Source organism: Pseudoalteromonas sp., assembly GCF_018402495.1.
Classification (GTDB): Bacteria; Pseudomonadota; Gammaproteobacteria; order Enterobacterales; family Alteromonadaceae; genus Pseudoalteromonas.
Genome location: NZ_JAGYIU010000002.1, coordinates 525,979 through 543,628, shown reverse-complemented (window position 1 = coordinate 543,628; position 17,650 = coordinate 525,979). Strand labels below are relative to the sequence as shown.

Here is a 17,650-nt window from a genome sequence, read left to right as displayed (position 1 = left end):
CTTTGTGTGATGCACAATGTTTAATTTGTATTAACGCTAAAATAGCGTTAGCTAGGTTAATTTAGCTTTAAGTAAGTTTAACAAGCTGTGTACTGGCTATGTGAAAGGCTAAATTGGTTTTGGTTCTTTATTACTGCTTATATACTATCGTCTAGTTATAAAGTGTTTTTTAGTGTGTTTTACTATTGCAAGAGTGTATTAAATTGCTAAACGATCTCGTTTGTGCTTAATTTGTATACAGGTATGCGTTGTATAGTAATGCAAACAATGAAATTTTTTAGCTAACGGGCTACAAAATAAAAAGAGCTTGATGGCTTGTAATGTTAATTGGAGAAATAATGGGAAACTTAAGCTTAAAAAATAAACTATTGCTACTGGCTGTTTTACCATTATTCGTTTTACTGATTAGCTTTATGGCAAGCTCATATTATTTAGAGATGCAAAACCAACAGCAAAATTTTAATGAATTCAAAACCAAGCTAATGGCAGATAAGCAAACATTGCTAAAAACAGAAATTGAAATTGGCTCACAAATAGTACAATACCAATTAGCACAAGGTAATGAGCAAGATGTAAAAAATGCGCTGCGAGACGTAACCTTTGGCGAAGATGGTTATTATTTTATTTATGACACCGATGGCGTGAGTATATTTCACGCTTTATTAGGGGATGCGATTGAAGGGCAAAATAAAATAGACATGACCGACCCTAATGGTAAAAAAATAATCGTTGGCTTACTTGAGCAAGCCCAAAAAGGCGGCGGTTCTTTTATTTATGATTTTAAAAAACCTAACACAACTGGCTTGGTTGAAAAAATAGGGTATGCCGCCATGATCCCTGGCACTAATTGGATGATTGGTACTGGTACCTATATGGATGACATTGAGATAGAGCTTGAAGAGTATCAGCAAACAATGGCTGAGCATTTAAGTGAAAAAATGACTACATTAACGTTGTTATCATTACTGTTATTAGTTCTGGCGACCGTTACTGCTTTGTATGCGGCTAATAATATGGTTAAGCCAATACATAGAATGGTACAAAGTTTAGATGACATAGCCAAAGGTGAGGGGGATCTCACTAGGCGCTTAGAAATTGATACGCACGATGAAATTGGTCAATTGGGTGAATCGTTTAATCTGTTTGTTAGTAAGCTGCATAGTATTATTTCCGGCGTGGTCGATGTGACGAGCGATGTTAAAACGGCCTCATCAGATATCAATACGCAAACCCTATTAATTGAAGATAAATTATTAAAACATAACCATGAAACTGAATTAGTAGTCACCGCTATTACTGAAATGTCAGCAACCTCGCATGAAGTGGCACAAAACACTACACAAGTTGCGGTATCAACGCAGGCAGCAACAAAAGAAGTGGCTAATGCGCAAGATTGTGTAGATGTATCACTCAGTGAAGTGTCAAATTTAATGGGCGAAATTAACCAAGCCGCTGAGCAAGTAAACTCGTTAAGTGAACAGTCTAAAAAGATTAATAGCGTGTTGAGTGTCATTGGGGGTATTGCTGAACAAACTAACTTACTGGCATTAAACGCCGCTATTGAGGCTGCACGAGCGGGTGAGCAAGGTCGTGGTTTTGCCGTTGTAGCTGATGAAGTAAGAAGCTTAGCAAGCCGCACTCAAGATAGCACATTAGAAATTAATGAAATGCTTAGCGAATTACATAACTTAGTCACTGCGGCTGTAGGTGCCATGCAAGCGAGTCAACAAAGCTGTAATCGCTCTGTAGAGTCTTCACGCGCTATATCTGAAAGCTTAGGTGCGGTTACTACATCGGTGACAGCAATTAACGATATGAGCACACAAATTGCCACCGCGGCTACTGAGCAAAGTAGCGTTACAGAAGAGATAAACCGTAACGTGTATGCAATTCAAGAAATTGTGAACGAATTAACGCAATCGAGTAAAACGACCTCTTCGGTAAGTCAACACTTAGCGGGACGAGGTCAAAACTTAGGTGATTTAGTTGGTCAGTTTAAAATTTAAATAGCACTTAGCTATTAATTGCTTTAGGAAGCCGTGACTTATTTAGTTACGGCTTTTTTTTTGCTTTATTTTTAGTTAAAGCGCGATAGTTTATAGCGTGCTACAACCATAAATATTTAACAGCACAGCGATTTTTTAATATTTTTATTAGCGACTAATGTACACTATAAGAGTCTGTTGATTTTTTTGGATTTAAGCGTGTTCAACCTCGAATGATAAACAGACCCAAGCTAATCTCATTAATAAGTACTTACTTATTACAGTAAATTTATAGTGAAACGACTATTTTAGGGTTTTTAAATGATAGAGTATCCGGTTGATCAGTTACCACAACTCATAAACGACTTATTGCAGTGTGATACCACTGAGCGTAAAAATAAATTACTTATTGATGCTCAGCAAACCTTATCAACTGAGCACTTATCTTTATTGTTTGAGGCGATCCCTAAAGAGCAGCGTCTTGAAATTTGGCATTTATTAGATGAAGACACGCAGCACGAAATTTTTGTTAATTTAAGTGAAGATAGCTGTTTATGGTTACTACAAACACTAGATGACAGTGCCGGATTTAAATTATTAGACGAAGTAAATGTTGAAGAGCTACTTGAATTAGAAGAAGTTATTCCACAACGTTTTGTTGATTACGCTAAAAAACAACTCGATGAAGCACAAACTAAGCAATACGAATTGGCTCAGCAATATACGCCAGAGCAATTAGGTCACTGGATTGGGTTTGATTTTTTAAAGGTGTCAGACAAACTCACTGCGGGTGGCGCTAAAAAGCTGCTACATAAAGGCTTACCGCAATACAGCGAAGTTATTTATTTAGTGAGCCGTAAAGGTAGCTTAATCGGTGAAGTTGCGGTTAATGATCTGATAAAAGCGCATGATAACGAGAGTTTAATAACGTTAGCTAATCATGACTTTACCTTATTGCACGCAGACCATGATTTATATGAAGCCGCTGAAGTGGTTATTCATAGCGAGAAAATGGCCATGCCCGTGGTGAATGCCGATAACAAATTAATAGGGCGTTTAACCATTGCATCAGCTTATGAATTACGTCAAGAAATCGCTGACGAAGCCACAGCAAAGGCTGGTGGTTTACGAGAAGACGAAGACCTATTTGCCAGTGTTCGAAAAAGTGCTAAAAACCGTGGTATTTGGTTGGGTATAAACTTAGCAACGGCATTCTTAGCCTCGTGGTTTATCGGTTTGTTTGGCGCAACCATAGAGCAAGTAGTTGCTTTGGCAGTATTAATGCCCATTGTTGCTTCAATGGGCGGTATTGCCGGTAGCCAAACCTTAACCGTTATTGTACGTGGCCTTGCACTTGGTCAGGTTACCGACTCAAACCGTAAAGCGCTGCTCAAAAAAGAGCTGCGTGTGGGGGCGGTTAATGGCTTGGTGTGGGCATTAGTGATTGGTTTGCTAACCTTTGTATGGTTTAACGATATTATGCTTAGTATAACTATTACTGTGGCAATATTACTTAACTTAGTGGCCGCGTCGTTGGCGGGCGTAGTGATCCCCTCTATTTTAGATAAAATGAAAATTGATCCTGCGTTGTCGGGTTCAGTAATTTTAACCACAGTCACTGATATTGTCGGCTTTGTGACCTTTTTAGGATTAGGTAGTTTGTTATTACTCTAGTTTTTAAGCTAAACGCCCGTTCCACGAAGTGGCGTTTAGCAATATATAAAATAATAGCATTACAAGCCCGTTAGAATGCTTTAAACAACAGTACTTATTTTATTTCTACCTTCGGTTTTTGCGCGGTACAAAGCCGTGTCTGCGGCGTACAACAGCGCCTCGTAGGTGCGGTACTGACTATTATGCTCACAAGCAATTCCTTGGCTCACACTAACTTTAACCTCTGGTGGTAGGCCTATATCTGTAAATGTCATCGCATTAATTTGTTGTTGTACATGCTTGGCAACAATGGTTGCACTTTTTATATCGCAACGCGGTAAAATAATAGCAAACTCCTCACCGCCATATCTAGCTGCCAAACACTCTCTTGACGGAATACAATGCAAAAGCATTTTTGCAATTTTTTGTAAGCATTTATCACCTTTAATATGCCCATAGGTGTCGTTGAATTTTTTAAAGTGGTCAACATCAATCAATATGCTGGTGAGAGGTTGTTGGCTTTGAATACTTTCTTGCCAGTATTTTTTTAGTGACTCATCTAAAGCTAAACGATTAGCGAGCCCAGTTAAGTGATCGGTCGAAGCTTGTATTTTTAAACGGTTATACATTGCTTTATGCGTACTGAGATCATGAAGTATGCAAACGTATAATTTTTGCGCCGATGCAATACTTTTTGGCATGCTTGATATTGATAAGTCTGCTTCAATAACATCACCATTCGCTTTATTTATTTTTATTTCATTTGGGCCAAAGCTAAGGGGAGTATCTTTAATGCCTATCCAATTTAATAAGGTCTGTTTATATTTATCAAGATCGGCACCGTGTAGAAACGACAGTAAGTTTTCGCCTATTAGAGATTGCTGAGAGTAACCTAATAGCTGTGCTGCTTTTGGGTTTGCAAACTCAAAACCACCATGCTCATTAAGTACAAAAATGCCTTCGGCGGTGCCGTTAAATAATTCAATTAAAGCGCCAAATTGGGTATGAGAAAAAGGGGATGATAAAGCGCAATCGAAGGGGAGTGCTTTATCGTTTTTAACCGCTGCAGTCTCTTTTTTATTAATTTGTTTAGACACGTTTTAGCCTTAGCATGGTACAGACGTTTTTGATGTCTACAAATTTACATAAAAAAGTGCAATTAAACCTTTCGGTAATCTTCTGTTTTTAAGGTATTGATTTTTATTGTTTATATTTTAAATTTGCACAGGTTTTTAGTTAACCTGTGCAAAGTATTCAGGTGTTATTAGTCTGTTTTAGTTAGGTCTTTTGTTATTTTCAACCTGCGGGTCGGCGCTTAAGCCTAACTCACGCAGGTCAAACCTTGCTTGTTTTACTGTTGGCTCTTGCGCTAACTGTTGCACTCGTTGCTGAAGATTATCAGCGGCAGTTGTTACAACAACAATATCGCCTACGCGGTGTTTTAGCTGCAAGTCATAACGTGTTGCCAGGTTGGTAAAGTCGGCATCTGTCGTTAATTGTAGTAACACTTCGCCAGTGAATTGCAGCCCAGTACCGCTTTGGCTATCAGTAATAATATCGCCAAGCTGTAAGCTATTTGCGTTGTTGGGTTGATTGGCTAAGCTGGCGAGTATCGAAGCGCCGGGTGTTATACCTGCAGTTGAACCGTGTGCGTGTGCCAGTGAGGTTATGCTCACGGCAAGGGTAAGTACTGTAATAAAAATATTCGTTTTCATAAAAATTCCTTTATTAGTGGCCGTAAAAACGCAGGGACCAAGATAGCAGCGTGCCATCTACACTATTATTGGTTTCGTTCATGCTGAGTAAGCCCGTTTGCTCACTGTAAAGTAAGGTTTGGCTAGTGCCATTGTCGGTATCAATTAAGCGAATTTTCCACTGTCCGGCTGCCGATTCACCATAAAAATGTTGGCTTAATAATAGTGCGTTTTGCACTGGGGTATCGGCCGCGTTTATTAACCCTGTGCGTGGGCTTAATAGGACACTGCGAGTACCTGATGGAGAAATAAGCTCAATGGCAAGGTCACGCATACGAGTATGATCAATCGATAGCTTTAACTGTACAGCTTCAATGGTTAGATTATCAGTGATTGCTAGCGTATTTTGTACACCATTTACGTTAGCATCAGGTATTGTTAGTTCTGTGTTAGCGGTATGCCAATCAGATACCTGTAATGTGGGTAATAACGCAGTAGTTTGTTGAGCCATTGCAACAGCAGCGTCAACATCAATTGCGCCTAAGCCATAAAAGGGATGAACGTTGTATCCTGCCGCATTTTGTTGCCAACCAGGAATGGCGTTGTAGCTGACTGCATCACCATTTGCATCTGTAAAATTAATATCAACACCGGCATTGTTACCATCGAGTTTACGTGCTGTAGTGGCGAGGATATGTTTAATGGTTCTGGCATCAAGTTGCGGATTAGCCGACATAACAAGCGCTATTGCGCCCGATGTATTGGCAGCTGCTGCAGAAGTGCCATACATGGCAGCGGTGGCATCGCAGTGGCTATCTAACCCGGTGTTTTGTAGGGGATATCTATTGTGCTGTTAATGGTATTAAAACCGGCAGCGCAGCCACTCATATCTGTGGTAACAATACCTGCTTGGCTTTGAGCGTTTTCACCACCGGGTGCGGTTAAAAATACATTAGCGCCAACAGAAGAATACGATGCTAATTTACCGTTTGCGTTGTAGGCCGACACCAGCATATTCCAAAAACTGGCGTTATCGGTACTTAAATTAGCGTTATGAAATGGCAAGCCCGCGTTATTAAATGGTTGTTGCTGCTCATACGGAAATACTTGAAATGGCGTACCGCCAAAAAAAGTAGTGTATTGGTAAAATGCGTTACCCGCTGACTTTACAAATAATGCACCTAAGCCGTTGTTACTGTTTAAGCTTACTTGCTGCATTACGCGCTCTTTTAATTGCAGGCTAAGAGTATGCTCTTCTGCATCAACGTTTTTAAATAATGCTGGTTTACTGCTGTAGCTTTGATTGTAAACGCGAGAGTTTGCAGAGCCCGTTAATGGCATACCATGCGATTGTAGCCAGTTACTTATTGTTTGCGCATCAAGGTAATTAAACCCAATAAGGTGTGCATTAGGTGCAACACCACGACCGTTGCAGTGCCGGTTAACAAATTAAGTGAGCCTGTAATGACATTATTAACTAAATCAGGGTGAGTTAGTTCTATGCCGCTGTCTATTACGGTAACGGTAACGCCATCCCCTTTAATACCTTGCATATCGGTATTCAGTAAATTTAAATCTTCGCCAGCAACCGTGTTTGTAGTAAGACCATTGTAGCCGATGTTATTTAAATGCCATTGGTAAGGTGTAAGAGGGTCGCTATTGGTTAAGTGATCCGCAGCGAGGCTGCTAAATGCACCAAGTAGGCAGCAACTTAGCAGGGTTTTTTTAATATACATAAATAATACAATCCTTATTTTTATGTTTTTGATATATAAATCAAGTTGTTATTAGATTGTTTCGTATATTAAATTATTAAGCAATTGAAAATTGAGGTTTTTATTATAGATTAGTAATAAAGGATGGTTATTAATAATGCTGCTTGGTATGTGTTAGCGTTAAGATGTTTGGCTTATAAAAATTGCACAGGAGTAAATCAGCCCTGTGCAATTTAGAAATTAATTGTTGTTAATTAATGTTCTTCTTTATTTATAACTTGAGGGTCGGTACTTGTATAAGGATTACCATTGCACTCAACATTAAATACCAAACAGGCAGTACCTGGGTTTTTATCGGTGTCGATAATGGTAATTGTGTGGCCGTTATCACTTACTTCATAGCTGAAATCTTGGGCGCAAGGTGTTTCTTTATTAACATCGGTGATAGTGGCGCCAGTAAATAAAAATTCATTTTGAATTGTGGCTTCATCTAAACTATAAATACCTGCGGTTTCGGTTCTTACAACTCCGCCGCCAGTCACATTTTTGCCATCTATAGAGTATGTAAAGTTAGCTTCGTTATCACTGCCTAGTACAATGTTAACTGTAAAGTGAATTTGCGCTTGAGTGTTATTCATATTATTTCCTTTTTATTCATGGTTATAGTTGAAAGTTGTTAATGCCCAGCTTAACTAGGCGTGCTTTTATATGGGGTATCTCGTTTGCTCGATTTAAGCAAGTGTATGCCTGCATCTTTGGGTAAGTTATGAGAAGGCTTTGATTTGTTTCTGCTGTTTTAGCAATGGCTTGAAGCATATTTAAGCAAAAGCGGTCTCGCTTTTCTTTGGTTGTTGCTAATAGTGCTTTAAGTAAGTTTACTCTTATAAGTACTATGCTATCGCCAATTTTAATTTGATCAGCAATATATTGTTGGTAGTTTATATCATTCTCAAGTGTAGTTAATAATTCATGTGCTTTTAGCGGTAACTTTCTATCAATAAAGTATTGTATAAGAGTTAATTGTGTATTAACAGATAGGTTATCTTTAAGTTTTTGATTTTTCTGGAACTTAATTATTTCAAAAACATACTTATCAATACGCTTGTCGTCTGAAAGAACTAGCTGGTGAGATAGGAATCGATAATAAGCACGTTGAAATTCTTCATTCTTAATGTCTTGTAATCGTGCATTATTAATTGTAAGAGTAGCTTTCTCCGCTTTTTTATAAGCTGGTTGCTTGTTAGGTAAATAACTTAGAATGTAACTTTGCTGCATATGTATGTTTGCAGACATGTAAAACAGGCTTGCGTCATTGGGTGAGTAAACAATCATTTTTTCTACTACGGCAACGGCACTTTCTAGCATATCGACTGCTGCATTAAAGTTACCTAGTCTTTCTTCTGTTTTTGCCAGCCAACTGATGGTATCGGCTTTATCGCGCAATAAGTTTTTGTTATTGGGTTTTAGCTCAAGGGCTTTATTTTTAAGGGCGAGCGACTCTGTAAAGCGTTGTTTCGCGCCAGTGTAGTTAAATTGCTTTAAATACAAAGATCCCAGCGAATTATGCGAATACGATAGCTCCATAATCGAGTTAAAATCATTCGGTGCTAACGAATACATGGTTTCGCTATATGAATGGTACTTTTTAAATAATGGCTCAGTGGCGGCGTAATCGCTTTTATCATAATGAAGCTGACCGAGCCAAAAGGCATTCGCACCGGCAAGCGTTAATAGCTCTAAATTATTTGGTTGTATTTTTAAAAGTGCCTCAAGACGCGTGCGGGCGTTTTCAAAGGCGGTTTTAGCCTCAATGGTTTTACCGCGCGAATAAGCCACTTCGCCCATCGCCTCTAGGGTTTGCGCGTACTGAAAGCGACTTTTAAACTTGGCTTGTTGACTGCTAAAGTTAAATAGCGAGTTTGGCTCCTCAGCTTGTTCAGTAAAGTACTCCAGTGCTTTATTGCTAATACCATCGAGCAAATCCATACGCTTAACGCTGCGCAGTTTATCGGCAAAGTCACCGACCATAAAGCCAAGTAGGCTTTCGGCTTCTTGGCGCTTTTGCTGTGCAAGTTGCTGCGCTTGAAAACTAGTAAAGCTCATGAATAGGGCAACACAGGTAAGTAAGCAAAGCAGTGCAATCGTGCCGCGTTTTATTATTTTTTTTGTTTTACTATTTTTGAGGGAGCTATTTATAAGGGCGCGTTCGTCATCGTCTAGTTTGAATATATTGTCGTTTAATAAGGTGAGCGCTTCTTGCAGCGGTTTACCCGGCGCTAACAGGTAGGCGTTACTTTTGTGCTCATTAAGCCACTGTTGCGTGTGGTGGTGCAAACGGCTTTTAATAGCAAGGGCATCTTTATGATCGTTTATCCACTGTTTGGCACGTGGCCATTGGCGTAATAATGCCTCGTGGGCAAGGCTAAAGCAGGCTTCTTGGTTTTGTAAGTGCGATACAAATAAGCGACTGTCGACCATGGCTTGTACAAGCTCTTTTTGGCTGGTGTTGGTTAATGCTTGTAAGCGGGCCGCACGGCTAGTAATGGTTTTACCATCTGGGTTTAGCGTCACTAACTGCGATAATACGCTTTTTAGTTGCTGTTGTTGTTTTGCGCTCAGCCCAATAAAAACATCTTCTGCCTTTTTACCAATGGCGCCTTCAATACCGCCGAGTTTTTCATACACGCTGTGCAATAACTCATTATTTTCACTGCGCTGTAAATACAGCTCTTGCAGTGTGTATTGCAACATGGGCAGGGCATCAGGGTTGTTGGCGGTATCGGCACACAGTATTTCATCCAGCGGAGTTTTGGTTTGCGGGTCGTGTGAGAACGTTAAATTAGCGGTTAATGCCGGCAAGCGAATAATTTGTTGAAGTTCCTGGCGGTTGGGCGGGGTTAAATCATAATGGGCGCCATTCACTTTTGCGGCCATAAGGCTGGGTTGCTCTACCACTAAAGGGTAAAAGTCGTTACGACACGCACTAAATACGATCACCGCTTTAGAGGTGGCTAAACGTTCGATAATCGATAAAAAATGACTTCGGGTGTTGGGACTAAATAGTGGTGATGCAAGCAGCACCTCTAAGCGGTCTATAAACAAAAAAAACTGCGGTGTGTTTAGCTTTGTATTTGCCTTACTGATTGCAGTTTGTAACGTGTTTATCACTTCGTCAATTGTGTGCTCTAATTGCTGCGCCAGTGTTTGTGAGCTTAATCCTTCAAATACGGGCTGTTGGTTTATATCCCAATCAAGCATGGCAGAGGCTAAATCTAAATACAGCCTAGTTTGATGAACATCTGCAAAGTCGAGCTGAGTGTATGAAACAACGCCAATACCATCATAACCGCGCTCATCAAGTAGCTTTGGTAAAATACCCGCATTGACTAACGACGATTTACCCGTACCACTTGGGCCAAGTATTAAGCAAAAAGCACGGCCAGATTTTACTTGGTTTGATACGTTTTCGAGTAAGGTGGTGATGGCTTGGTTACGACCAAAAAATAAATGGGCATCGGTTGGGTTATACGCACTTAAGCCTAAAAAAGGAGAACCGCCTTGCCACGTGTTTACAGGGCTTGATGTATCTTCTGCAAATGGAAACTCAAGTTTTGCAATAATACGGTAGCCGCGTTTACGAATGGTTTCTATGTATTGCGGGGAGCTTGCCTTATCACCCAGTGCTTTTCGCAGTTGTGTGATGGTTTTATGCAGTGGGTTATCGCCTACTTCAATGTTTTGCCAGCACTGATTGAGCAATTCGTCGCTGGTGACAATTTCGCCTTTTTGTAAGCAAAGATATAATAATACATCCATTACTTTAGGTTCTAATTGCGTTACTTTTTCAGCACATTGTATACAATTTCTGGCAGGTGTTACCTGCCAGTCGCCTAGATAAAAAGGTGATTGATGCATAAGGACTCGTTATTATTTTATTTGTAAGCACGCTTAATTAATTTAATATGATTTAAAATCATATTAAGGTTTTTATTTATTTTAGGTCGCTGTTACTAAGTGTAACAATGCGTTGTGGAAACGGAATTTCAATATTGGCATCGTTAATCGCTTTATACACACCGCCATTTATAGCGAGCTTAGTTTCAATGATTTTAGTGGTGGGCACCCAATAACGATAACTAATGGTGACGCCGCTATCGGCAAAACGTTCTATGCCAATTTGTGCATTGGGTTGTTTAGCAACGAGTTCGTGATTGACTAATACGTTTTCAATAAGGTTTATCGCAGTATCACTACAGGCACTGTAGGCTATGTCTATTTCACCTTTTACCAGTGAATAATTAAATGAGTTATGTATAATTTCGCCAACAATATGTTTGTTAGGAATAGTTATTTCTACTTTTTCTTCATTAATTAATACGGTGTGCCCCAGCTCAATTACTTTTACTTGGCCACTAACGCCTTTTACTTCTATGGTATCGCCAACTACAAATGGCCGTGTAGCAATAATAGCAAGACCCGCACCATAGTTAGAAAGCATGCCTTGTAACGCTAAGCCTGCGCCCAATGAGGCGGCACCTATTGCAGCTACAAACGGGGTCACACTAATGCCAATTTTACCCAACGCAATAATGATCACCATAATGATCAGCAATACTTTTACAACATTACTGACAAAATTAGTCAGGGTGATATCAATGTTGTGGCGGGTCATTAAGTTTGCGACAACTTCGGCGAGCTTTTTAGCGACCCACAGACCAACGAGTAGAATAAAAATAGCGCCCACTATTTGCATACTGTAGGTAACTAAATACTCGGTAAGTAGGGCGTAGTACTTTTCAAATTGCTGAATTTCGGAACTGATCATGCTGGGCTCTATTTTTAGCGATACTGTTATCTGCTTACTATAACAAAGTGTTAACTAAAATTGGATATAATAGTGGTACTATCACTGCGGTTAATAATGCACTGAGTGCCATAGCTACAGATGAAAACGCGCCTATTTTTGGGTGTTCTGCAATAGCTGCCGCCGTACCAATTGCATGGCACGCGGTACCGATTGCAATTCCTTGTGCCTCAAAGTTATAAATTTTAACTAATTTGAGCAATATAAAGCCAAACAAAGCCCCCAATAAACCAATAAAAATAACCATGGCAGCGGCCAGTGAGCTAATTCCTCCTAATGAGTCAGTAACCAGCAGTGTGATAGGGGTTGTTACACTGAGTGCCGCAACAGAGGCGCTTAATTGTGAGGGCACAGCAAATAAAATACTTAATACAAAAGCCACCAGTGTGGCGTTAACAATACCTATACTGCAAGTAGCGACAATTAATAGTAAGTTTTTACGTACGTGCATAAATTGCTGATAAAGCGGCAAGGCTAAAGCAACTATGGCCGGCTCTAATAACCAACTTAGTAACTGACTATGTGAGGCAAATTGTGAATAGGGTAATTTAAGGTTGACTAACAGTAGGGCAATAATGCCAATGCTTAAAAAAACAGGGTTGGTTAATGACTTTAAAATACTCTGGTTTATTTTAAGATTAACCGCTCTTAGCGCAATAAAGAGAATAATAATAAATGGCACGGTTAACCACCATAGGCTGGGGTTTATGCTGGTGGTTAAGTTAGTCATTATTAGCTCTACCTTTAAAATAGCCCACTAGGCTTGCCACTAAAATTAAACTACTGAGTGGGACTAATAAGATGACCGCAGTTAAGAAAGGCCAATGTGATTTAATTAGCCCTAAATGTTCTATAAAACCGACGCCTGCAGGAATAAAGAAAATAGGCATTACATTCAAAATAGGTGATGCGCAAGGAGCGAGTTGATGTTCTTTAACTATGCCTAATAACAGTAACGTTAGCAGCAAAACCATGGCGAGTAGAGGAGCAGGAAAACTTGCATCAAGAAGATGCATAATGAATTTGCTTATTGCCAAGCACAATAAAATGATTGCGCTACTTAGTAGGTATTTCATTAATTTGGCTCACTAGAATAGAAGAGCCTAACTTTAACAAATAACGCTGTTTTATGCATTGTGCCTTAGTATTACCATCAATGTTACCAGCGCTTGGCGTTTGCAAACTCAATATCAGTTTTCCCTTTGGCTTTAGCAATGGCTTTTTTAGTATTAGGGTTGCTCAGTAGACGAATTTGGCTCCATGTTTCTTTAGCTAATATTTTGCGTTCAGAGGATTTGTAACTTTGTTGGGTGACACGCTTTATTGCAGCTAGTGTGTCGGGTGAGCGAGCTTGCAGTGTATCAAGCATCTCTTTAGTTGCTTTGTCGGTATCGTCGGTTGTTTTGGTTACTAAACCGAGTTCAAAAGCGTGTTGAGCACTAATGGGGTCAGCATGGCTTGCTAGCCAAAGTGCTTGGTCGCGTTTTACTAGGCCTGCAAGCATAACATTAGCGCCCATATCGGGGCATAACCCCCAGCGCGCTTCCATAATGGCGAGTTTAGCGTTGTGATGAACAATCCGGTAATCAGCCCCCAGTGCTATTTGTAATCCACCCCCAAGGCAATTACCGTTTATTTTGGCAATAACAGGCACACTCAATGATTGCCAACCGAGTACGACTTTTTGCGCTAAATTTTGATTACCTGGCAGCCATTTAAATAAGAGTTTTACAATATTCAATGGCGAGGTCATAACCGCGTTAATATCAAGCCCTGCACAAAAGTGTTCACCTTCACCGGTTAATACAACCGCACGAATACTGGCATCTTTTTTAATATTTTTAATTACCTTATTTAGTTCAACAAACATAGTGAAGCTTAAGGCGTTTTGTTTTTCTACACGATTTAATGTGACGGTAGCAATGCCCTGTTTTTTTTCTAGTTTTATCATTTTGCACTCCTCTGACCTGTTGTTTGAGCTTATGTTTTTATTAGCACTAAGTAAAGTGGATGAAGATGAATAAACACAAAGTGAATGTTTTATACCAATCTAACTGTTTGCTTTATCTATAAGTATTAGTTAAAAGTAAAAAAGTCAGTATTTAACGTGTTTTTTTATCAAAACACGAACAACTTTTGATATTATAGCGCCAACTTAAAAGCTCAGAGGTTAACCACTCATGTCAGGTCCACGTTTATTTACGGTAGAAGAAGCAACTCATCAGGCTTATGATATTTTTTTGGAGTTGGCTCCTAACAACTTGAGCGACAAAGATGTTGAAGCGTTTAACTTACATCGTGAAGAACTTGGCTTTATTGAAGAAGATGAGCCAGATGAACAGTGGCAAGATTTTGTTGCACTAGAAATAGAGCCTGAGCATTTTATTCAAGTATTAGTGGGGCTTGAATTTGAAAGTGAAGACGTTTTATTTGCGAAAATATTAATTAGCCGTGATAAAGACGCGCCTTTTTGCCATATTTTATGGAAAGAAAGTGAATAACTTTTTCGGCCCCTTTTCATTATTACCATTTGCAAGAGAATGTATTTTGCGAAAGTACCTTGTATTACTGCTTTTATTATTTAGCTGCTACAGCTGGGCAGTGGATCCCTTTGAAGATTTTCATCAATATGGGGAGCTCTCCGATGAAGAAATTCATGAGCTACACAAAGGCGAAGTACTGTATGGTGATACCGAGTTTGGTTTTATTTTAAGTAAAGGTAATACCAACTCAACCAGTTTCAAGCTCAAAGGGAATCTTTACCAAGATTTTGAAAATTGGCGTAATCAATTCAAAATAGACTCCTTATACAAACGTGATGAAAATGACGAAACAGGCGTGTCAGACGTAACGGCTAATCGGGTATTTGTCTCTGCACAAGGTAACTATAAAGTAGGGGTTAAAAACTCGTCGTTTTTTATTTATGGCGATTATGAAGAGGATGAATTTAGCGGACTTGATTTTAAAAGCACGGTGGCTACCGGCTACGGTGCCCGCGTTTTTCAAGGAGCTAAAAATAAAGTAGATATAGATATTGGCCCTGGTTTATATCGCTCAGTTGCGGATGACGAGTCAACAGCACTTGAGGACGATAAAGACAAAATGGGCTATTTGTTACGTATTGCAATGCAATGGGAACGGTTAGTCTCTGAGCGTACCCGATTTAATCAAGACATTAGTATAGAGCAGTCTTTATCTGGGCTTAATTCACGGTTAAAGTCAGAAACCGCCTTAATTAGCCAAGTGGTTGGGGCTGTATCGCTCAAGTTTGCTTATATGTACCGTTATAACTCTAAGCCTGAAGAAGATAAGCTTAAATATGACTCAGAGCTCAGCGCAACGTTAGTATACAGTTTTTAATTTTTAACTTTAATTGAGAGTGTTATGTATCAGCATAAGCAGTATGCGGTATTTATATTTGTAGTATTGGCATGGATAGGTGGGTTTGTTGCACTTGCATGGAATTTAATGGGTGCCGATGTGCCGTTAATGGTATTTGCAGGTATTTTATTGCTTGCGGGGTTTTTATTTCATGGTTTAACCATTAAAGTTGATGAAACTCATGTTAGCTGGGCATTTGGACCAGGTGTTGCTGGTCAAAAATTAGCACTAGAGGACATAGTTAACGTAAAAGCTGTACAAAATTCGTATCGTCATGGTATTGGTATTCGCATTACACATGATGGTTGGGTTTATTCAGTATCAGGCTTTAGCGCCGTACAATTAACGCTTAAAGATGGCAGCCAATATCGTTTAGGTACTAATGACCAAGCAGGGTTAGTTGCTGCGCTTGAAGATAAAATAACCCCTGGCGAAGTACCATCAGCAGAGCCTCAAGTTAAATTACGTACGCATAATAATATGCTATAAAAAAAGCGCCTGAGGCGCTTTTTTTACTTTATAGCAATTTTACTAAATGGGTTTTAGTGGTCGTGACTACAACCGCCTTCACCATGTACATGGCCATGCTCAAGCTCTTCAGTCGTTGCATCGCGTACTTCTAAAATTTCTACATCAAAGTTAAGCGTAATACCAGCAAGTGGGTTGTTACCATCTACAATGACTTCTTCGTCTTGAATATCGATGATCATGACTGATTGGTCGCCGTCATCGGTGGTTGCACGAAATTGCATGCCCACTTCGATTTCCATACCTTCAAACATTGATTTTGGTACGGCTTGCATTAGGTGATCATGACGTTCACCATAACCTTCTTCAGGCTCTACTTTTACGCTTAGTGTATCGCCAGCCTGTTTGCCTTGCAGCGCGTTTTCAAGTCCAGGGATCAAATAGCCTGTACCAACGATAAAAATTAATGGCTCACCGCCAAATGAGTTATCAATGGTATTGCCGTCATTATCTAGTACAGAGTAATGCATTTTTACCACTTTATTTGCTGCAACGATCATAGTCATTCCTATTATTTATCTTCAAGAGAGTAAGGTAGAGGAACAATGTTTAGCTCTACCGAAGGGGTATGTTTTGCACGAAGAGGCTGATCGGTGTCAGTATCGTTTGGCAACACAACTAAGCCAGTTAAAGTGTGTGTGTGTTCATTAAAGCTTTGCGCTATAAGTTTGCCTGCGCGGCGCCAGTTTTCACCTAACTGGGTTTCAATATCGGGTGCATCGAGTAATCCTTCACTTTGCCCAGAAACGATATACATGGCACGTTTATTTTTACCTAAGTATTTCATACGTGCGACGGTTTCTTGGCCGGTGTAGCAACCTTTTTTAAAACTGATACCATTAAGCGCTTGTAAGTTAACCATTTGTGGTACGTATTCATCAATTGCATCAGCACTCAACTGAGGTTCACCAGCAAGCAGGGAAGCCTGCTGCCATAGAGCGTCGTTGTCGAGGGTAGATACTTCATCAGGCAAGCAAAATTGGCTATTAACCATTAGTAAAACGCGGTTTGGTGCAAGTTTAAGGGCTTTACCGTTAGCAAAGTCGCATGCTGTAGCATCGTCACTAAAGTGAATATCAAGTTTCGTTAGCAAATCGGTTAAGTCATCACCTATTAGGCCAATTAATCGCTCCGATGCTTTATTAATTTCAACTTTTGCAAATACTGCGTATTTTTTTAACTCAGCAAGTGAGCGGTCTACTTCAGCACTTGAGCCAGTTAAATAATAGTTTTGCTGGTAAGAAAATAACTTAAATACACCCCACAGCTTACCTTTTGCGCTGCAGTGACCTGTCCACAAAAAGTTGTTGTTGCTGATTTTATTAAGATCTTGAGTGATTTGTCCGTGTAGGTAAGATAATTTATCTGTGCCTGAGAGGCTAATAACCTGATGTGATAAAGGACATGCATAAACCAGAGACATAAACACCTTCTTTGCAATAACAAATGAAGGCACATAATAACGTAGTTAAAGCGGATGGTACAGCCACTAACTGGTGATGTTTTTTTATAATTTAGTGCTGTTAAATTAACGCGCATTTGTTAAACTCGAACTAATTAAATATGAGGTTTAAAATGGTTGAAATACATAGTAAAGCACGTATCCGTTGGGCTTGTCGCCGTGGCATGTTAGAGCTAGATGTTTTGTTTATGCCGTTTGTTGAAGAAGCTTATGATTCGCTAGATGCTAAACAGCAAGCGACTTTTCAGCGTTTATTGACGCAAGAAGACCCAGATTTATTTGCTTGGTTTATGGGCCATGAAACATGTAAAGACGCAGAACTAAACACTATGGTTCAGTTAATTTTAGATCGAGTTCGTGTATAGATT

At 39.6% G+C, this 17,650-nt stretch carries 19 protein-coding genes; 6 read left to right on the top strand and 13 right to left on the bottom strand.

Going from position 1 to position 17,650, the window contains the following annotated elements:
- Positions 1 to 338 precede the first annotated feature (338 nt).
- Together KG708_RS08035 and KG708_RS08030 are read left to right on the top strand one after the other, a co-directional pair.
- On the top strand, positions 339 to 2,006 hold the full coding sequence (locus KG708_RS08035; RefSeq protein ID WP_213608885.1) for a methyl-accepting chemotaxis protein: 1,668 nt from the start codon (positions 339 to 341) through the stop codon (positions 2,004 to 2,006).
- Between the two features lie 300 nt (positions 2,007 to 2,306).
- Positions 2,307 to 3,659: a magnesium transporter gene (locus KG708_RS08030; protein ID WP_213608884.1), complete on the top strand. Its 1,353-nt coding sequence runs from the start codon at positions 2,307 to 2,309 to the stop codon at positions 3,657 to 3,659.
- Between the two features lie 80 nt (positions 3,660 to 3,739).
- Here the strand turns inward: KG708_RS08030 and KG708_RS17820 are convergent, their stop codons facing one another.
- The 11 genes from KG708_RS17820 to KG708_RS07985 all read right to left on the bottom strand — a co-directional run bounded on the left by KG708_RS17820 (position 3,740) and on the right by KG708_RS07985 (position 13,862).
- A complete protein-coding gene (locus KG708_RS17820) occupies positions 3,740 to 4,735 on the bottom strand; it encodes a diguanylate cyclase (protein ID WP_213608883.1) in 996 nt (331 codons plus the stop codon).
- Positions 4,736 to 4,912: 177 nt separating this feature from the next.
- Entirely contained in the window at positions 4,913 to 5,353 is a 441-nt protein-coding gene (locus KG708_RS08020; protein WP_213608882.1) for a hypothetical protein, read from the bottom strand.
- A 13-nt stretch (positions 5,354 to 5,366) separates the two neighbouring features.
- Positions 5,367 to 6,122: a proprotein convertase P-domain-containing protein gene (locus KG708_RS17560; protein ID WP_301003334.1), complete on the bottom strand. Its 756-nt coding sequence runs from the start codon at positions 6,120 to 6,122 to the stop codon at positions 5,367 to 5,369.
- Between the two features lie 26 nt (positions 6,123 to 6,148).
- The gene (locus KG708_RS17555; protein WP_366513596.1) at positions 6,149 to 6,730 is read right to left on the bottom strand and encodes a S8 family serine peptidase; all 582 of its coding nucleotides are present in this window, start codon (positions 6,728 to 6,730) and stop codon (positions 6,149 to 6,151) included.
- Positions 6,697 to 7,068, bottom strand: coding sequence for a hypothetical protein (locus KG708_RS17550; protein ID WP_301003333.1), 372 nt, complete (start codon positions 7,066 to 7,068; stop codon positions 6,697 to 6,699). The genes KG708_RS17555 and KG708_RS17550 overlap by 34 nt, the downstream gene beginning before the upstream one ends.
- 233 nt (positions 7,069 to 7,301) lie before the next feature.
- A complete protein-coding gene (locus tag KG708_RS08010) occupies positions 7,302 to 7,685 on the bottom strand; it encodes a DP-EP family protein (RefSeq protein ID WP_138570019.1) in 384 nt (127 codons plus the stop codon).
- Between the two features lie 22 nt (positions 7,686 to 7,707).
- Entirely contained in the window at positions 7,708 to 10,962 is a 3,255-nt protein-coding gene (locus KG708_RS08005; RefSeq protein ID WP_213608881.1) for a winged helix-turn-helix domain-containing protein, read from the bottom strand.
- Between the two features lie 76 nt (positions 10,963 to 11,038).
- Positions 11,039 to 11,872, bottom strand: a complete 834-nt coding sequence (locus KG708_RS08000) for a mechanosensitive ion channel family protein (RefSeq protein WP_213608880.1) — start codon at positions 11,870 to 11,872, stop codon at positions 11,039 to 11,041.
- 37 nt (positions 11,873 to 11,909) lie between these two features.
- Positions 11,910 to 12,641, bottom strand: coding sequence for an LrgB family protein (locus tag KG708_RS07995; protein WP_013465650.1), 732 nt, complete (start codon positions 12,639 to 12,641; stop codon positions 11,910 to 11,912).
- The gene (locus KG708_RS07990; RefSeq protein ID WP_213608879.1) at positions 12,634 to 12,987 is read right to left on the bottom strand and encodes a CidA/LrgA family protein; all 354 of its coding nucleotides are present in this window, start codon (positions 12,985 to 12,987) and stop codon (positions 12,634 to 12,636) included. Before KG708_RS07990 ends, KG708_RS07995 begins: the two co-directional genes overlap by 8 nt.
- Before the next feature lie 83 nt (positions 12,988 to 13,070).
- Positions 13,071 to 13,862: a crotonase/enoyl-CoA hydratase family protein gene (locus tag KG708_RS07985; protein WP_213608878.1), complete on the bottom strand. Its 792-nt coding sequence runs from the start codon at positions 13,860 to 13,862 to the stop codon at positions 13,071 to 13,073.
- Positions 13,863 to 14,091: 229 nt separating this feature from the next.
- Between KG708_RS07985 and KG708_RS07980 the strand changes: the two genes are divergently transcribed.
- Genes KG708_RS07980 through KG708_RS07970 form a run of 3 tightly spaced genes read left to right on the top strand, consistent with a single transcriptional unit; the run spans position 14,092 to position 15,781 of the window.
- Positions 14,092 to 14,412: an HI1450 family dsDNA-mimic protein gene (locus tag KG708_RS07980; RefSeq protein ID WP_213608877.1), complete on the top strand. Its 321-nt coding sequence runs from the start codon at positions 14,092 to 14,094 to the stop codon at positions 14,410 to 14,412.
- 46 nt (positions 14,413 to 14,458) lie between these two features.
- The gene (locus KG708_RS07975; RefSeq protein WP_213609337.1) at positions 14,459 to 15,271 is read left to right on the top strand and encodes a DUF481 domain-containing protein; all 813 of its coding nucleotides are present in this window, start codon (positions 14,459 to 14,461) and stop codon (positions 15,269 to 15,271) included.
- A gap of 24 nt (positions 15,272 to 15,295) precedes the next feature.
- The gene (locus tag KG708_RS07970) at positions 15,296 to 15,781 is read left to right on the top strand and encodes a hypothetical protein (protein WP_213608876.1); all 486 of its coding nucleotides are present in this window, start codon (positions 15,296 to 15,298) and stop codon (positions 15,779 to 15,781) included.
- 53 nt (positions 15,782 to 15,834) lie between these two features.
- Here KG708_RS07970 and KG708_RS07965 read toward each other — a convergent pair whose 3' ends face one another.
- Positions 15,835 to 16,320: a peptidylprolyl isomerase gene (locus KG708_RS07965; protein WP_213608875.1), complete on the bottom strand. Its 486-nt coding sequence runs from the start codon at positions 16,318 to 16,320 to the stop codon at positions 15,835 to 15,837.
- An 11-nt stretch (positions 16,321 to 16,331) separates the two neighbouring features.
- Positions 16,332 to 17,243: a transcriptional regulator gene (locus KG708_RS07960; RefSeq protein WP_213608874.1), complete on the bottom strand. Its 912-nt coding sequence runs from the start codon at positions 17,241 to 17,243 to the stop codon at positions 16,332 to 16,334.
- Positions 17,244 to 17,395: 152 nt separating this feature from the next.
- Here KG708_RS07960 and KG708_RS07955 point away from each other — a divergent pair, with 152 nt between their 5' ends.
- Entirely contained in the window at positions 17,396 to 17,647 is a 252-nt protein-coding gene (locus KG708_RS07955) for a succinate dehydrogenase assembly factor 2 (RefSeq protein ID WP_213608873.1), read from the top strand.
- Positions 17,648 to 17,650: the final 3 nt, after the last annotated feature.

Excerpts from the sequence above, each read along its gene's own strand:
- KG708_RS07965 (WP_213608875.1), bottom strand. The coding sequence starts at position 16,320 with ATGATCGTTGCAGCAAATAAAGTGGTAAAAATGCATTACTCTGTACTA.
- KG708_RS07985 (WP_213608878.1), bottom strand. The coding sequence starts at position 13,862 with ATGATAAAACTAGAAAAAAAACAGGGCATTGCTACCGTCACATTAAAT.
- KG708_RS08030 (WP_213608884.1), top strand. The coding sequence starts at position 2,307 with ATGATAGAGTATCCGGTTGATCAGTTACCACAACTCATAAACGACTTA.
- KG708_RS17550 (WP_301003333.1), bottom strand. The coding sequence starts at position 7,068 with ATGTATATTAAAAAAACCCTGCTAAGTTGCTGCCTACTTGGTGCATTT.
- KG708_RS17560 (WP_301003334.1), bottom strand. The coding sequence starts at position 6,122 with ATGTATGGCACTTCTGCAGCAGCTGCCAATACATCGGGCGCAATAGCG.
- KG708_RS07970 (WP_213608876.1), top strand. The coding sequence starts at position 15,296 with ATGTATCAGCATAAGCAGTATGCGGTATTTATATTTGTAGTATTGGCA.
- KG708_RS08000 (WP_213608880.1), bottom strand. The coding sequence starts at position 11,872 with ATGATCAGTTCCGAAATTCAGCAATTTGAAAAGTACTACGCCCTACTT.
- KG708_RS07995 (WP_013465650.1), bottom strand. The coding sequence starts at position 12,641 with ATGACTAACTTAACCACCAGCATAAACCCCAGCCTATGGTGGTTAACC.
- KG708_RS07980 (WP_213608877.1), top strand. The coding sequence starts at position 14,092 with ATGTCAGGTCCACGTTTATTTACGGTAGAAGAAGCAACTCATCAGGCT.
- KG708_RS08005 (WP_213608881.1), bottom strand. The coding sequence starts at position 10,962 with ATGCATCAATCACCTTTTTATCTAGGCGACTGGCAGGTAACACCTGCC.
- KG708_RS08020 (WP_213608882.1), bottom strand. The coding sequence starts at position 5,353 with ATGAAAACGAATATTTTTATTACAGTACTTACCCTTGCCGTGAGCATA.
- KG708_RS07960 (WP_213608874.1), bottom strand. The coding sequence starts at position 17,243 with ATGTCTCTGGTTTATGCATGTCCTTTATCACATCAGGTTATTAGCCTC.
- KG708_RS07990 (WP_213608879.1), bottom strand. The coding sequence starts at position 12,987 with ATGAAATACCTACTAAGTAGCGCAATCATTTTATTGTGCTTGGCAATA.
- KG708_RS08010 (WP_138570019.1), bottom strand. The coding sequence starts at position 7,685 with ATGAATAACACTCAAGCGCAAATTCACTTTACAGTTAACATTGTACTA.
- KG708_RS08035 (WP_213608885.1), top strand. The coding sequence starts at position 339 with ATGGGAAACTTAAGCTTAAAAAATAAACTATTGCTACTGGCTGTTTTA.
- KG708_RS07955 (WP_213608873.1), top strand. The coding sequence starts at position 17,396 with ATGGTTGAAATACATAGTAAAGCACGTATCCGTTGGGCTTGTCGCCGT.